This window comes from Rheinheimera sp., from assembly GCF_030824435.1.
GTDB lineage: Bacteria > Pseudomonadota > Gammaproteobacteria > Enterobacterales > Alteromonadaceae > Pararheinheimera.
Genome location: NZ_JAVBXS010000013.1, coordinates 125,053 through 141,085, shown reverse-complemented (window position 1 = coordinate 141,085; position 16,033 = coordinate 125,053). Strand labels below are relative to the sequence as shown.

Sequence of the window (16,033 nt, the reverse complement as noted above, 5' to 3'; positions counted from 1 at the left end):
GCCAGGCCGTGATATCAGCTATGTCTGTTGTATTGCCTTTGATGTCATTTTGGCAACCGGACCTGAGTTGTTTTAGCGTGTAGCAGAATTTTTGTTACAACTTAACGGCATGAAAGCTGCCGAACTTTTGTGCAATTGCTTGTTATTGAATATGTTTTAGTTAAAATGTTGTAACTTTTTCAGACCGGAGAAACGCAAGTGAAAATGCAAGGAATAAGCACACTGCTGGGCATGCTGGTTTTGCTTTCAGGCTGCAATACTGTGCCGCAAAAGGGCGATTTAATGCTGAACCAATTGGACGGTTCACTGGCGCAACTGCAGGTTGACACTAAACAACTACATCAGCGGCTGCAAAGATTAACCGAGAATAAAAGTTGTCAGCAAAATGCCCAATGTAAAATTCTGGCTGTTGGGCACAGACCTTGTGGCGGGCCTGAACAATATCTGGTGTATTCAAGCCAAACAACAGATGAAAAGCTGCTGGCTATTACCAGTGAAAGATATAAAAAACTAAAACAAGAACAACAACAACGACTTGGGTTGCGTAGTACCTGCCAGATCATGCCACAACCCGTGGCGGCCTGTCAGCAGCAACAATGCGCCTTGTTGCCTTAGCAACATAAAAAAAACGCAGCTGATGCTGCGTTTTTTCCAAACAAAATCAATCAGGCTTTATTTTTAAAAGCGTCACAAGCGACTTTATCTACACACTCACCATACAGATATAAACTGTGGTGGGTAAGCTTAATGCCATTTTTCTCGGCAATTTCCAGCTGCTTGCGTTCTATATCATCATCTTCAAATTCAATGACTTTGCCGCAGCTTAAACAAACCAGATGGTCATGATGATCAATACGGCTTAATTCAAATACCGACTTGCCACCTTCAAAGTGGTGACGGCTGACAATGCCTGCATCGTCAAACTGGTTTAACACACGGTACACAGTGGCCAGACCTATATCTTCACCAATTTCCAGCAGAATTTTATATACGTCTTCAGCGCTGATGTGCTGGTGACCTGGGTCCTGTAAAATTTCCAGAATTTTTACCCGTGGCAGGGTAACTTTCAGGCCGGCTTTGCGAAGTTCACTGTTGTGATCTGACATCTGTATCGTTACTCATAATTGCTGTTGGCTTGGATTATAAAGCTATTCTCTTTGATTGGAAAAGTAAAATCTCCTGTTCCAAAGCGAGGGAAGTTTGGTATCTCACCTTGTTTCAGGTTATGCTTCTCGTTACAGGTCTTACCAGATGGAGCTTTTATGCGCTGGGCATTTAAACCCGCAGTGATGCGGCATTTATTAAACTTCTGGCCGCCGTTTTGGTGTAACGGCATTAAAGTAGAAAAGCTGGCCGATGATTATCGTTATGCCAGAGTAAGTCTGAGTGACAGACCCTGGCGGCGCAATATCAATAGCAGCCAGTTTGGCGGCACCATGTTTGCGATGACCGATCCTATTTACCCTTTGCTGCTGATGGGCGCTTTGGGCAAAGAATATATGGTGTGGGATAAAAAGGCCGACATTGATTACATCAAACCAGGACATGGCACCTTAACGGCAGAGTTCTGGCTGGGGGATGCTGTTGTTGATGAAATTAAAGCGGCTACAGCGGATGGTGATAAATATTTCCCGCAGTTTCTGGTCCATATTAAAAACAAACACAATGATATCGTCTGTGAAGTCAACCGCACTGTGTATATCCGCAAAAAGCCAAAACACCGGCAGCAACAAGCTGGCAGCGTGTAACCAGTTTCAGTGGCAGTAAAACAGTAGTTCCGTCTTACGTAAACGCAGAAAATTCAGCGGACACAAAAACAAAAACCACCGTCTAGCGGTGGTTTTTGTTTTGGCTGAAGCTTATAAACCTTCGAGGTCTTTCAGACTCAGTTCATCATAAATTTGTTTGCACCACTGTTTCACACGGGCTTCAGTCAGCTCAGGTTGACGGTCTTCATCAATACCTAAACCAACAAAATGGTCGTTGTCGGCCAAAGCTTTGGACGCCACAAAGTTGTAACCTTTGGTTGGCCAGTTACCGACAATAATGGCGCCTTTAGGCTCGATAATGTCACGCAGCGTGCCCATGGCATCGAGGAAATATTCTGCGTAGTCTTCCTGATCACCACAACCAAAAATAGCGACTAACTTATTGTTAAAGTCGATATTTTCCAGCTCAGGGAAAAAATCGTCCCAATCACACTGGGCTTCACCGTAATACCAGGTTGGAATACCAAACATCAGCAAATCGTAGCTGGCGATATCTTCTTTGCTGCTTTTTGCAATGTCATGCACGGCAATTAAGTTTTTGCCCAGCTCTTTTTGAATCATCTTGGCGATATGTTCAGTGTTACCGGTATCGCTGCCGAAAAATATACCTACAGTTGCCATATAAGTGCCTTTTACCTTGCTAACGCTGCGCTCAGCAGTTGTTCAATCAGCGCACTGCGGGTCAGTTGCAGTGCCTGTGCTCTGGCATCCAGTTGCGAATACAGCTCTGCTGTCACTTTGCACTCGATGCGTTTTAACCCTTTGGTTTTGTCACGGCGGATCTGGTTTCTTTTATTCAGTCGCAGCTGCTCTTCACGCGGTAACGGGTTGGTTTTAGGCCGACCCGGCCGCTTTTCGCCGGCAAATAAATCAAGAGTTGTGCGATCTGTGGCAATTTTCGCCATTAACCTAACCCTTTTGACTCATAAATAAACTGAATAACACCTTTGGCCAGAAAGCCGGCACAACCCAAAAATAATACTATCCAGACGAATACCCGGCCAAATTTTGGCACATCGCCTTTTTTTAATACGTCCTGAATTGCCATTCCAATCAAAAAAAACAATACGCTGAGGAAAAACCACAGGCTGGCTGCCTCAATTTGTTCCATATATTCATTTAACATGGTGATGACCTTCAAAAAAACGCGCGCACTATAGCACAAAGCACAAAAATTTTTATGCGCTAGCTCAATAAAAAATCTGCCACTATCTTGCTAAAAGCAGCTGGTTTTTCCGCATGGAGCCAATGGCCTGTGCCCTGAATCACTTTTGCTCTGGCATTCGGGAATAGCTGTTGTATCTGGCCTTGATGTGATGGCAGTAAATAATCAGAGTCACCACCTTTAATAAAAAGTACAGGGCCGGTATAAGGCCCTTTGGCTTGCGGTGCTGCCAGAATAGCGGGGTAATTGGCTACAAGGGCAGGTAAATTTAACCGCCATTGAAATTTATCACCTTCTTTCACCAAATTTTTTAGCAGAAACTGGCGTACACCAAGCTCCTTGACGGACAGACTGAGCTGCTGATCGGCCTCTCGTCTGTCCGTTAAGGTGGCAAGGTTGATATGTTGCATGGCCTGCAAAATGCCGAGGTGGCGGGGTTCGTTCACCACAGGGGAAATATCGGCCAGCACAAGTTTTTGTACCCGCTCTGGTGCTTGCAGCGCCAGCTGCATCGCAACTTTACCCCCCATAGAATGACCAAGCACTGATACTTGCACAAGCCCCAAAGCATCAAGAGTTTCAATGACATCGGCTGCCATCAGCGGGTAATTCATCTGGTCGCTGTGCGCTGAACGGCCATGGTTACGTAAATCCAGATTGATGATTTGAAATTTGTCCTGCAAGGCACGGGCTATGACGCCAAGGTTTTCGTAACTGCCAAACAAACCGTGGATCAATACCAGTGGTTCGCCTTGGCCTGTTATGTCAGTATGTAATATCATGCTTATCCTTTGACAACGACGCGCTATAAAAAAAGTGCGGTCAGCCTAGCAAAATACCGGGCTGGCGTCAGCCAGTGTCAATTTATATAATGCCGACTGTCGGTTTGGGTTTTAAGGTATCTTTATGAAAACAATAGAAATAGATGATGATCTTTATCATTATATCGCCAGTCAGACCCAACAGATTGGCGAGAGTGCTTCAGAAATTTTACGGCGTTTGTTGTTGCCGCAAAACGGCACTGTCATCCCAGCGCAATCTGAAACTGTTAGTGTGACTGCGCCAGCGCAGGCATCACAGGTTCAGGATCAAAAAGTATTTGATATCTTAAGTAAACAGGATTTACAGGCAGAACTCAGCGTGGTTGGCCGTTTTTTAATTATTTTGTCAGCCCTGGCGCGGGCACACAAAGCACAGTTTGCCAAAGTGCTGGATATTAAAGGCCGCAACCGCGTGTATTTTGGCCGTAAAGAAGCAGATTTATTGGAAGCGGGCAGCAGCACCAATCCAAAACCTATTCCAAACAGCGAATTTTGGGTGATCACCAATTCCAACACCACCCGCAAAAAAATGATGTTAACCGAAGCTGCGTTAAAGCTGGGTTATTCACAGGAAGAAGCAGAACTTATCCGGGATTTTTTATAAGGAATTTATATGTCGGTTCACCCGCTTGCCGGACAAACAGCGCCAAGAAACATACTGTCGAATATCGCCTTGTTATGTTCAGAGTACTACACACTGCAGCCAGATTTAACCATTCAATCACAAAGGGTTAGTTTTGGTACTTCAGGGCACAGAGGCAGTGCAACCGACCGTTCTTTTAACGAAGTTCATATTAAAGCCATTTGCCAGGCCGTTGCTGAATACCGTAAAGCGCAGGGCATCAATGGCCCGTTATTTTTGGGTAAAGACACTCATGCACTGAGTGAACCTGCTTTTATCAGCGCAGTGCAGGTGCTGATTGCCAATGGGGTCACTGTCAAAGTGCAACCCGACAACGGCTATACACCAACCCCTGTGATTTCACATGCCATCTTGGGCTACAACAGAGTAAAACCAGCAGCACTTGCAGATGGTATTGTGATTACACCTTCGCATAATCCACCCAAAGATGGTGGTATTAAATACAATCCGCCGCATGGTGGGCCAGCCGACACTGATGCAACAAGCTGGATTGAACAACGTGCCAATGCATTGATTGGTGCAGCTTTGGCCAGCGTCAATTGTCTGGATTATCAGCAGGCACTCAAAAGCCCGCTCTATCAGCTTTATGATTATATTGGCCCTTATGTTGACGACCTGGCCAATGTGGTTGATATGGCAGCCATTGCCAAAGCCAAAGTAAAAATTGGTGTGGACCCATTAGGTGGTTCCGGCATCGCGTTCTGGCCTGTGATTGCCGAAAAATATGGCCTTGATTTAACTGTGGTTAACGACATTGTCGACCCGACTTTTGCCTTTATGCCTTTGGATAAAGACGGTCAAATCCGTATGGACTGCAGCTCGGCTTATTCAATGACCAACTTAATTAAACTGAAAGATCAGTTTGATATAGGTATTGGCAATGACCCTGATTTTGACCGTCACGGCATTGTGACCCGAAATGGTGGTTTGCTTAATCCAAACCATTATCTGGCTGTTGCTATTAATTATCTGCTCAGCAACAGACCACAGTGGGGCCTTGACAAAAAAATTGGCAAAACCCTGGTCTCCAGCGCTTTAATTGACCGCGTAGTGGCGGGACGTGGCCGTACTTTGTTTGAAGTACCTGTTGGTTTTAAATGGTTTGTGGACGGGTTGCATCAGGGCACTCTGGTGTTTGGTGGTGAAGAATCGGCCGGCGCCAGCTTTTTGCGTTTTGACGGCACTGTCTGGTCGACTGACAAAGACGGTTTTATTCTGGGTTTATTGGCCGCAGAAATGTTCGCCAAAACCGGTGTTGACCCTTATGCCCAGTATCAGGCGCTGACCCGCGAGTTTGGTGCGCCTTTGTATCGACGTATTGATGCGCCGGCCGATTTTGCGCAAAAAAATGCGCTTAAAAATCTCAATGTCGAAAGTGTTTCACAAAGCAGCTTAGCCGGCGACGCTATTTTGGCCGTGTTAACCAAAGCACCAGGTAATAACGCCAGCATTGGTGGGGTAAAAGTGGTGACTCAGAATGGTTGGTTTGCCGCCAGACCGTCCGGCACTGAAAACAGTTATAAAATTTATCTGGAAAGTTTTGTTGATGCTGCCCACTTGCAGCAGTTGGAGCTGGACGCAAAAGCTTTTGTCGACAGTGTTTTTCAGCAGTTAAACTGAGTTGTCAAGCGGCTGCATTCGTATGTAATTAAATTACAAATGCAGGCCGAAATGGTCTGTTTCCTTGACGAATAGCCGTACATTCTGTAATTTTACTACAAGAATAATCAAAGCAGCGCCGTTCCATTAAAGGTTGCGCTGCGGTTATTGCCCTTGCTGGCAATCGGATTTGGCAAACTGGAAATGGCTTATGAACCCTACTACAACCGAAACTACCGTAGCGGTAGCTGCGTTACCTTCTGCTGCTGAACTGAAAGACCGGATCATCCGGCACCTGCACGGTACACTGGGCACTGATGTCAATAAAGCCAGCCCACAAGCCTGGTGGCGCGCCACCTGCGCTTCTATTAACGAATTTGTGTATGACGGCTTGCGTAATACCCAGCGCACGCATTACCAGCAAAATACCCGCGCCGTGCATTATTTCAGCCTTGAATACCTGATGGGCCGTTTGTTCAGCAACAATCTGCACAATTTGGGTTGTTATGAAGCCGCCAAACAGGCGTTGGCTGAGCTGGGTATGGACATTGCCGATTTAGAACAGCAAGAAGAAGATATGGCGCTGGGCAACGGTGGTCTGGGCCGTCTTGCCGCTTGTTTTATCGACTCGCTGGCGACCTTAAATTACCCGGCTATAGGTTATGGCATTCATTATGAACATGGTTTATTTAAGCAGGAATTTCAGCACGGTTTTCAGATAGAAAGACCTGACAGCTGGCGTGAATACGGCAACCCCTGGGAAATTTGCCGTCCTGAATCTATTCAGGAAATTTCGGTATATGGTTATGTTGAAACCGTGTACGACCTGCAAGGTAAAATGAAAAAAGTCTGGCACCCTGGCCGTATTATTAAAGCCGTGCCATGGGATATTCCGGTGGTGGGTTACAACGGCAGTTCGGTGAACGTATTGCGTTTGTGGGAAAGCCGTGCCAGTGACTTTTTTAACTGGGACGTGTTTAACTCTGGCGGTTATATTGATGCCGCGCGCGAAAATATCGAAGCGGAAACCATCTCTAAAGTATTGTATCCAAACGATGAAACCGAAGCGGGCAAAGAGCTGCGGCTGATTCAGCAGTATTTTTTCTGCTCAAGTTCACTCAAAGACATTATCCGCCGTTATAAAAGGGCGCATGGCGACGACTGGAGCCAGTTTGCCAAACAAGTGGTCATTCAACTGAACGACACTCATCCTTCAGTGGCTATTCCTGAGCTGATGCGTATTCTGGTTGATCGCGCTGAAATGAACTGGGAAGAAGCCTGGAATATTTGCCAACACGTTTTTGCTTATACCAACCATACCTTGTTGCCGGAAGCGCTGGAAAAATGGCCGGTGCGGTTATTTGAAAAAGTATTGCCACGTCATCTGGAAATTATTTACGAAATTAACCGCCGTTTCCTGGTGGAGCAGGTTGATGTACGTTGGCCTGGTGATGTGGAGAAAAAACGCAAACTGTCCATCATCGAAGAAGGCCACGACCCTATGGTGCGGATGGGGCATTTATCGGTGGTCGGCTCTTTCAGAGTGAACGGTGTGGCCGAAATTCACTCTCAGTTAGTGAAATCGGATTTATTCCCAGAAATGGTAGCTTTATGGCCGGACAAATTTACCAATATCACCAATGGTGTAACACCAAGACGCTGGTTAAAAGCCTGTAATCAACGTTTATCGAAATTACTGGACGCTACTGTTGGCAAAGACTGGCCAACCCATTTACATCAGCTGTCAGAACTGAAAGCTCATGCCGACAGCCCTGCAATGCAAGACGCTTTTATGGCGATTAAGCAGCAGAACAAAGCTGATTTGGCTGACGAAGTGAAAAAGCTAACTGGTATTGCCATAGATCCACACGCACTTTTTGACGTGCAAATTAAACGTCTGCATGAATACAAACGTCAGCATCTGAATTTGCTGCATATTCTGGCGTTGTACCGTCGTATTTTGCAAAACCCGGATTACGACATGGTGCCAAGGGTATTCCTGTTTGGCGCTAAAGCTGCGCCCGGTTATAAACTGGCCAAAGAAATTATCTATGCCATCAATAAGATTGCCGAAAAAATTAACCACGATAAAAGGGTTAAGAACCGCTTAAAAGTGGTGTTTATGCCGAATTACCGGGTCAGCCTTGCTGAAAAAATGATCCCGGCCGCTGATGTGTCGGAGCAAATTTCCACCGCTGGCAAAGAAGCCAGTGGTACCGGCAATATGAAACTGGCGTTGAACGGTGCCATTACCGTTGGCACCATGGATGGCGCCAATATTGAAATTGTTGAGGAAGTAGGTGCAGACAATATTGCGATTTTTGGTTTAACTGTTGACGAAGTAAAAGCGCTACAGGAGCAGGGTTATAACAGCTGGGATTATTATTACAATAACCCTGAGCTAAAGGCCATTTTGGATTGGCTGGAAACAGATTATTTTACCCCGGGTAAACCAGGTGAACTGGCGGCTATTAAACGCAGTTTGCTGGAAGGCGGTGACCCTTATCTGGTGCTGGCAGACTTCCCATCTTATGTAAAAGCGCATGAAACCATTGATAGCTGGTACAGAGATAAAACACTCTGGGCGAAAAAAGCCATTCTCAATACTGCGAGTGTTGGCAAGTTTACCTCAGACCGCTCTATTGAAGATTACGTGCAAAGGGTGTGGCAGCTGAAAAAATGCCAGATTGGGCAGAAATAAGCGCTGAGACACAAACTAAAAAAGCCTGCGATTGCAGGCTTTTTTGTCGGACAAGACTAGCCGGTACTTAGGGGGCATCTGCCGACCAATGGCCTTCTTTAATAAGTTCCGCTATTGCCAGTTCAAATTCCGCAGCTCTGCTGAACACGACAGATTTTCGACTGAGCGCGGCATACACCGGGGTTTGTGATAACACCAGCGGCGTTAACACTAACTTCTGATAAGCGGGAAAATTGCTGATGGCGTATTGCAGGTAGTCTTTGTCTTCGATCAAGGCCTGAGCTCTGCCTTTGAGTACCAGTTCAGTTTTTGCTTTGCGATGAGGCATCAACACTATTTTTTTAGCCTGAATGGGATCTTTAGCAAAAGCATTAAATTGCGGCCCCATATAACCGCCCTGAGTTAAAGCTATGGTACCGGGGAAAAGCCGTAACTCTTTCAGATTACTGATAAAATGCCATTCAGTCATCTCTGAGGTTACGGCCAGTACCAAAGTTTCAGTATGATGGGGCGCCAGAAACAACATGGCTTGCTCGCGCTCAGGGGTTTTGCTGAGGTTAAACATTAAATCCAGTTTACCTTGTTGCATCAGTAATAAAGCGCGGCCCCAGGCAATATCCAGATATTCAGTGTTGCAGTGAAGTTTTGCCGCCAGTCGTTCAGCCAGAACCACCCGGCTGCCTTGCCAGCGTCCATCCTGCCAATAGGAATAAGGCGGAAAGTCATTGACCTGAACTCTGATAGTGCAGGCTTGTGCTGAAAAAACAGCAGAAAATAACATCAGCAGAGCGATTATCCATATCTTCATGCCGAACACCACAAACACTATAAAGGGCTTATTTCAACACCATAGCAGAGCTGGTAACACTGAGCAAACGACGGCGCAGTGGGGAATATTTAGTTACATCTTGGCTTCGGAAAATTTCCATTCTGACTGGAAATGGCATTCGGGCATCCCCATAAAGTGACAAGCTATTATGTTGTATCTGGCAGCGATACAGAACCATTTGCGGTTGGAGTAGTCAGAAACGCGGGTTTATCAAGAGGTTTATTGCATGAAACAATCCTGGCAATCAGGGTCACAGCCGGTTTTTATCAATATCGGCAAAACACGTAGTGGCGGGCTGTTCAGCGTTATTTTTATGGTGTTGGCAGCTTTGGCATTTTTAGTTTTTGGTGTTGGTCTGTTAATGATTATTGCCACAGTGGCAGTGTTATTGTTTCCCTGGCTTTGGTGGAAAAAAAAGCAGTTGCTGAAAAAAATGCAACAGATGCAGGAAATGCACAGAGCCCAGAGTGGATATCAGAGCGAATATAGTGCCGCTCCGGACGACAATCTGAATAACAAAGGTGTTGTAATTGAAGGCGAAGTGATAGTTAAAAATGAACAGAGCAACAAAAACCTGAGTTAACGGTAGTTTTGGATCTGCTTACCCGATACAACACTACAGGGTTTTATGTATGACTTTGTAGTGCTGTTTTGGCTAGATGCTTTTATCAGCACAATCAGCTGCTGTTTTTCAGTCAAATCAAGCCGCTTTTGCACTTAAATTCCAGCACTACAGAGTGATATACTCGCAGTTTCCCGAATCAGTTGTTGTGCCTGTGATGATCCCGAAGTTAACACCCGAACATAGCTTGCCTGAAATTGTATTGGCCTTTCGCAAAGCGTTGCAAGATGCCGGTTTTGCCGGTGATATTGAAACCAGTTATGCCGCCAGACTCGCCGTTGCCACCGACAACAGTGTCTATCAGGCCTTGCCTCAGGCTGTGTTATTACCCCGTCATCTGGCTGATTTGCAGCTGATCACCAAAACTTCGCAACAATCACAGTTTCAAACCTTAAAATTCAGCCCAAGAGGCGGTGGTACCGGCACCAACGGTCAGGCGCTGACTGAACATCTGGTGGTCGATTTATCGCGCCATATGCGTGAGATTCTTGAATTTAATGCCAAAGAACGTTGGGTGCGGGTGCAGGCAGGAGTGATTAAAGATCAGCTCAATGCTTTTTTAAAACCTTATGGTTTTTTCTTTGCACCGGATTTATCTACCTCTAACCGCGCCACTATTGGCGGTATGGTCAATACCGATGCTTCGGGTCAGGGCTCTTTGGTGTATGGCAAAACCAGCGACCATGTGCTGGCACTCAAAACTGTGCTGGTGAGCGGTGATGTGCTGGATACGGCGCCCATACCGGTAAAAGAAGCTGAGCAGCTTGCTACGCAGCAAAATGACATTGGTGCCATTTACCGTCAGGTACTTGGCAGCACACGCGATTATCGTGCCGACATCCTGAGCAAATTTCCAAGGCTAAACCGTTTTTTAACAGGTTACGATTTAGAACACGTCTGGAATGACGATTTAACCCAGTTTGATTTAGGCCGGGTGATCACAGGTTCGGAAGGCTCTTTGGGTTTTGTTGCCGAAGCCAAACTGAACGTGACGCCTATTGCGCCTTTTAAATGTCTGGTGAATGTGAAGTACGACAGTTTTGTCAGTGCTTTAAAAAACGCACCTTTTTTGGTAGCGGCACAAGCCACCTCGGTAGAAACCGTTGACAGCAAAGTGCTGGATTTAGCGCGCCAGGACATTATCTGGCATCAGGTCAAAAACTACATTGAAGATGTGCCGGGCAAAACCATGTTGGGCCTGAATATGGTGGAATACAACGCTGAAAATGAAAGCGACATGCAGCAAAAGGTGGCACTGCTGGAAGGCCGGCTGCAACAAGCCTTAGCAACAGGTGACAGCGGCATTATTGGTTATCAGCTGACGTACGATTTAGGCGCCATCAATCAGATTTATGCGATGCGGAAAAAAGCCGTTGGTCTGTTAGGCAATGCCAAAGGCCAGCAAAAACCTTTGCCTTTTGCTGAAGACACTGCTGTGCCACCTGAAAATCTGGCCGATTTTATTATTGAATTCAGAGCATTACTTGACAGTCATGGCCTCAGCTACGGCATGTTTGGTCATGTGGATGCCGGTGTGCTGCATGTGCGCCCAGCCCTTGATATGTGTGACCCAGAGCAGGAAAAACTGCTGCGTTTAGTGTCCGATCAGGTGGTGGCTCTGACTGCTAAATACGGCGGTTTAATGTGGGGGGAACATGGCAAAGGCTATCGTAGTGAATATGGTCCGGCCTTTTTTGGCGACACCTTGTTTAATGAACTTCGCAAAATTAAAGCCGCTTTTGACCCGGATAACCGGATGAACCCCGGCAAAATTTGTACGCCCTGGTTAAGTGACGACGCGCTCGTCAGCGTAGATGGCGTAAAACGTGGCTTTTATGACCGGCAAATTCCTATTCAGGTAAGACAGAGTTTTGACAGCGCCGCCAACTGCAACGGTAATGGCCTGTGTTTTAACTACGAAGAAAACTCACCGATGTGCCCGTCCAGCAAAGTGACTAAAGACAGACGCCATAGCCCCAAAGGCCGTGCTGGTTTAATGCGTGAATGGTTGCGGCTGATGAGCAATCAGGGGGTGGACGTATTGGCACAGGAGCAGCAGTTGTTAGCATCCTCCGGGGGTCTGAAAAACTTTGCCGCCCGTATCCGCAACAGCATTGCGAAAAAACAAGGTGATGCTGATTTTTCGCATGAAGTGATGGAGGCGATGGAAGGATGTCTCGCTTGTAAAGCCTGCGCTGGCCAGTGTCCTATTAAAGTGGATGTGCCATCGTTCAGAGCGCGGTTTTTGCAGTTGTATCACAGCCGCTATTTACGGCCACTCAAAGACTATGTGGTTGCTGGTATTGAACAAAGTGCACCTGTGCTTGCAAAAGCGCCGGCGCTGGTGAACTTTGGTTTAACTTTGCCACCAGTCGCCTGGCTGCTTAAAAAAACTGTGGGTTATGTCGATTCACCTTTGTTGTCGGTGCCAACGCTGGCGGATCGTATTCAAAACAAATACCAATTTGATTTAACGCAGTTACAAAGTTTATCTTTGGCTGAACGCGAAAAACTGGTGCTTTTGGTGCAAGACCCTTTCACCAGTTTTTATGAAGCGGATTTAGTGGCTGACGCACTAAGTTTGCTGGAAAAACTGGGTTTCACGCCGGTACTGTTGCCATTTTTACCCAATGGTAAACCACAACACGTCAAAGGGTTTTTACGTGAATTTGCCAAAACGGCGCAAAACGCCGCTGATTTTCTCAATCAGCTGACTGCCCTTGGTGCTCCTATGATAGGTCTGGATGCATCCCTGGTGTTGGTGTACCGCGACGAATATGTCAAAGCGCTGGGGGATAAAAGGGGCGATTTTGATGTGAAACTTTTGCATGAATGGTTAGTGCAACAGCAGCTGCCTAAACTTCAAAGTACTGAAAAATACCGTTTATTTGCTCATTGCACGGAAAAAACCGCTTTGCCAGCCACCGAAAAAAGCTGGCAGCAAATTTTCGGCAAAGCGGGTTTAACTCTGGATGTGGTGGCAGTGGGTTGTTGTGGTATGGCAGGTACCTATGGTCATGAAGTACAAAATCAGCAAAACAGTCGTGCTTTATACGATTTAAGCTGGCAACAGGCCGTGCAACAAACAGAACTTACCAGGGTGCTGGTGACAGGCTTTTCTTGCCGCAGTCAGGTGAAACGTTATGAAGGGCAAAAACCACAACATCCGCTGCAGTTGCTGGTGCATTTATTAAGTCAGGCAAAATAACAACGCTGATAAAAGCACAACCTCAGTTGCGCCTTCTAAAAAACCTGCATTCGCAGGTTTTTTTATGGTTATTTCACGCAGGCGTTCAGGTCAAAAGATGCAGTAATTTGTAGCCGGTAAATGCGGTTATCAGTAAAAGTGGTTGTTAACAAAATGGCGCTGCAGGGGGGGCTTAGGGCAAATAAGAGATTAAATAGAGCAAGCGCGTCAGTTTTTAACTGCTGCGCTACAATTGCTGAGTCTTTCATAAACAAAGGACTTGAGAACATGACTGCAACAATCACAAATCCGGTGGGCTGGTTTGAAATTCCGGTGACAGATATGGCACTGAGTAAAAACTTTTATCAGCAGGTATTTCAGCTGGAACTTACCATGATGGAGATGGCTTCTGATCAAATGGCGTTATTTCCTTTTGATCATCAACAAAGTGGCTGTGGTGGTGCTTTGGTATCGGGACCAGACTCCAGACCTTCTGCTGCAGGCACTACAGTGTATTTTCAAACCGCAGATGTCGGGCCTGTGCTGAAACGGGTAGCAATGGCGGGTGGGGAAGTGCTGTTACCAAAAACGGCTATTGGCGAACATGGTTTTATTGGACTTTTTTTGGATCCTGCCGGCAATAAGCTCGGTTTACATAGTATGCAATAACTATCAAATCAGCATTCATTGCTTATCTATCCATAAAATACTGAACAATAAAAAAGGAGCTATAAAAGCTCCTTTTTTTACCTGCTCAGGCTGTGTTGCTTATTCTACCTGACAGCTGAAACAGTAAGAATAAATACCCTTAGGATCGTTAAACTGACTGAACTGTGCAACATGTTGTTCAAGCTGTTTCATCAGCTGTTTTACCGCTTTGGTATCGGCGGAAGGTGTCATTTCCGGCACTAATCCCAGCGCTTTGGCTTCGCCAAACAGTTGTTTTACAAACTGCTGCTGTGGTGTCAGTTCCTGCTCAACCACCCAAACGTCAAATTGACTCAGGCTGGCTTTATTGGCGGCTGAGGCAATAGCGTCTTCCAGCGTGCCCAGTTTATCAACCAGACCAAACTCCAGCGCTTTGGTGCCCGTCCAGACACGACCCTGGCCAACTTTATCTACTGCGGTTTTTTCCAGATTACGGCTGGCACCAACATGGCTGATGAATTCATCATAACCACGTTCAATCATCCGTTGCAGCAGTTTTTCAGCGTCCGGTGATAAACCTTTAAACAGTGGCACTCCGGCGCTAAAACCGGCAAGCTCAGTGGTACCAACACCATCAACATTCAGACCCAGACTGCTGACGGCATTTTCGGCAGTGTGTAACAACGCAAAAATACCAATGGAGCCGGTAATAGTGGTGGGGGCCGCCCAGATTTCATTGGCTGGTGCTGCAATCCAATAACCACCCGATGCTGCCACTGCGCCCATCGAAGCTATCACCGGCTTGCCGGCATCTTTTAATAAGCGGATTTCTTCGGCAATAATTTCTGATGCAAAAGCACTACCACCGCCACTGTCAATACGCAGTACCACAGCTTTAACTTTGTCATCAAATCTGGCTTTACGCAGCAGTTTGGCTGTGCTGTCACCACCAATCATGCCGGCTTTGGCGTTACCATCTACGATATTGCCGCGGGCAATCACCAGTGCAACTTTGTCGGTCATCGGATTTGGCATCTGCATTTTTGGCAGCACCAGACTGTGATATTCCTCGTAGTTCACCTGATTAAAGGTTTTGTTGTCTTTATCTTCGCCAACCAATGCAATCATATCCTGACGGAACTGCTCGCGGGTTTTCAGCGTGTCGACCAGTTTGGCATCCAGTGCATATTTGGCAATATCACCTTCAGTTGCACTGATGCGTTGATATAAAGTGGCAAAACTTTCATCAAAGTTGTTCACTTCAAAACCACGCCGCTCGGCAACCTGCTGTTTGTAGGTGCTCCAGAGTTCGTTTAACCAGGCACTGTTGGCTTCTTTGGCTTCAGGTGACATATCATCGCGCAGGAAAGGTTCTACCGCCGACTTATAAGTACCCACTTTAAAAACGTGAGTGCTGATTTTCAGTTTTTCCAGCGCGCTTTTGTAATACATTGGGTAACTGCCATAACCTTCCAGCAGCACAGTGCCTTTTGGATGCAGGTTGATACTGTCTGCATAACTGGCGAGGTAATATTGGTTTTGTGCATAAAAAGTACCTGTTGCCAGCACCTTTTTATCTGCAGCTTTAAATTTTTCCAGCGCGGCGCCCACTGTTTGCAACTTGTCCAGTGAACCTCGGCCGAGATTTGACAACTCCAAAACTATCGCTTTGATTTTATTGTCTTTAGTGGCGCCTTCAATCACTTTCACCACATCACGAACCAGAATTTCCGGGCTTTCTTCGCTGCCACCTGCGGCTTCGTTGACCATAGCTTCAACCGGATCAACAAAACGCAGTTCTTCAACCAGATCACCTTTTAAATTCAGCACTAAGGCTGCAGTTTCCGGAACTGAAACTTCTTCACCATCGGATAACAACACACTGATAAACCCAATAAAAATTACCAGGAAAATCAGGTTAAGTACCAGATTACGAACAGTTTTAAACACACGCAAAACTGCACCAAAAAACCTTCTGAGCAGACCTGGTCTTTCTAACGACATATCAAACACCTATTTAAATACTTCTGTCTGAGGCTAAGATAACGA

At 46.2% G+C, this 16,033-nt stretch carries 15 protein-coding genes; 8 read left to right on the top strand and 7 right to left on the bottom strand.

The genetic code is table 11. The features are described from left to right. The first annotated feature begins 282 nt into the window (after positions 1-282). Positions 283-615, top strand: coding sequence for a hypothetical protein (locus RCH83_RS01965; protein WP_306518513.1), 333 nt, complete (start codon positions 283-285; stop codon positions 613-615). A 50-nt stretch (positions 616-665) separates the two neighbouring features. Here RCH83_RS01965 and fur read toward each other — a convergent pair whose 3' ends face one another. Next, positions 666-1,106 carry a ferric iron uptake transcriptional regulator gene (gene fur, locus RCH83_RS01960; protein ID WP_306518511.1) on the bottom strand — a complete coding sequence of 147 codons (441 nt, stop codon included), beginning with the start codon at positions 1,104-1,106 and terminating at the stop codon, positions 666-668. A gap of 156 nt (positions 1,107-1,262) precedes the next feature. Between fur and RCH83_RS01955 the strand changes: the two genes are divergently transcribed. Then, the gene (locus tag RCH83_RS01955) at positions 1,263-1,748 is read left to right on the top strand and encodes a DUF4442 domain-containing protein (RefSeq protein WP_306518509.1); all 486 of its coding nucleotides are present in this window, start codon (positions 1,263-1,265) and stop codon (positions 1,746-1,748) included. A gap of 111 nt (positions 1,749-1,859) precedes the next feature. Here RCH83_RS01955 and fldA read toward each other — a convergent pair whose 3' ends face one another. From fldA to RCH83_RS01935, 4 genes are read right to left on the bottom strand one after another with little or no spacing between them, the layout of a single operon-like run. Further along, the gene (fldA, locus tag RCH83_RS01950; protein WP_306518507.1) at positions 1,860-2,390 is read right to left on the bottom strand and encodes a flavodoxin FldA; all 531 of its coding nucleotides are present in this window, start codon (positions 2,388-2,390) and stop codon (positions 1,860-1,862) included. Positions 2,391-2,401: 11 nt separating this feature from the next. Continuing rightward, on the bottom strand, positions 2,402-2,674 hold the full coding sequence (gene ybfE, locus RCH83_RS01945; protein WP_260657836.1) for a LexA regulated protein: 273 nt from the start codon (positions 2,672-2,674) through the stop codon (positions 2,402-2,404). Beyond that, the gene (locus tag RCH83_RS01940) at positions 2,674-2,895 is read right to left on the bottom strand and encodes a DUF2788 domain-containing protein (protein ID WP_306518505.1); all 222 of its coding nucleotides are present in this window, start codon (positions 2,893-2,895) and stop codon (positions 2,674-2,676) included. Before RCH83_RS01940 ends, ybfE begins: the two co-directional genes overlap by 1 nt. A gap of 59 nt (positions 2,896-2,954) precedes the next feature. Beyond that, on the bottom strand, positions 2,955-3,716 hold the full coding sequence (locus RCH83_RS01935) for an alpha/beta fold hydrolase (RefSeq protein WP_306518503.1): 762 nt from the start codon (positions 3,714-3,716) through the stop codon (positions 2,955-2,957). Between the two features lie 124 nt (positions 3,717-3,840). On the opposite strand from RCH83_RS01935, the gene seqA reads away from it, so the two are divergent. The 3 genes from seqA (at position 3,841) to RCH83_RS01920 (ending at position 8,698) form a co-directional block, all read left to right on the top strand. Continuing rightward, positions 3,841-4,359 carry a replication initiation negative regulator SeqA gene (gene seqA, locus RCH83_RS01930; RefSeq protein ID WP_306518500.1) on the top strand — a complete coding sequence of 173 codons (519 nt, stop codon included), beginning with the start codon at positions 3,841-3,843 and terminating at the stop codon, positions 4,357-4,359. Between the two features lie 9 nt (positions 4,360-4,368). Continuing rightward, positions 4,369-6,018 (top strand): phosphoglucomutase (alpha-D-glucose-1,6-bisphosphate-dependent), encoded by a 1,650-nt coding sequence (gene pgm / locus RCH83_RS01925; protein WP_306518498.1) that lies wholly within the window; start codon positions 4,369-4,371, stop codon positions 6,016-6,018. Positions 6,019-6,208: 190 nt separating this feature from the next. Beyond that, positions 6,209-8,698 (top strand): glycogen/starch/alpha-glucan phosphorylase, encoded by a 2,490-nt coding sequence (locus tag RCH83_RS01920; RefSeq protein ID WP_306518496.1) that lies wholly within the window; start codon positions 6,209-6,211, stop codon positions 8,696-8,698. 67 nt (positions 8,699-8,765) lie between these two features. Here the strand turns inward: RCH83_RS01920 and RCH83_RS01915 are convergent, their stop codons facing one another. After that, positions 8,766-9,506 carry an ABC transporter substrate-binding protein gene (locus RCH83_RS01915; RefSeq protein WP_306518494.1) on the bottom strand — a complete coding sequence of 247 codons (741 nt, stop codon included), beginning with the start codon at positions 9,504-9,506 and terminating at the stop codon, positions 8,766-8,768. Between the two features lie 247 nt (positions 9,507-9,753). On the opposite strand from RCH83_RS01915, the gene RCH83_RS01910 reads away from it, so the two are divergent. The 3 genes from RCH83_RS01910 (at position 9,754) to RCH83_RS01900 (ending at position 14,005) form a co-directional block, all read left to right on the top strand. Further along, positions 9,754-10,110, top strand: a complete 357-nt coding sequence (locus tag RCH83_RS01910) for a hypothetical protein (protein ID WP_306518492.1) — start codon at positions 9,754-9,756, stop codon at positions 10,108-10,110. A gap of 196 nt (positions 10,111-10,306) precedes the next feature. Then, positions 10,307-13,357 (top strand): FAD-binding and (Fe-S)-binding domain-containing protein, encoded by a 3,051-nt coding sequence (locus tag RCH83_RS01905; protein ID WP_306518490.1) that lies wholly within the window; start codon positions 10,307-10,309, stop codon positions 13,355-13,357. A gap of 267 nt (positions 13,358-13,624) precedes the next feature. Then, positions 13,625-14,005 carry a VOC family protein gene (locus tag RCH83_RS01900; RefSeq protein ID WP_306518488.1) on the top strand — a complete coding sequence of 127 codons (381 nt, stop codon included), beginning with the start codon at positions 13,625-13,627 and terminating at the stop codon, positions 14,003-14,005. Positions 14,006-14,104: 99 nt separating this feature from the next. Here the strand turns inward: RCH83_RS01900 and sppA are convergent, their stop codons facing one another. Further along, positions 14,105-15,988: a signal peptide peptidase SppA gene (sppA, locus tag RCH83_RS01895; RefSeq protein ID WP_306518486.1), complete on the bottom strand. Its 1,884-nt coding sequence runs from the start codon at positions 15,986-15,988 to the stop codon at positions 14,105-14,107. Positions 15,989-16,033 lie beyond the last annotated feature (45 nt).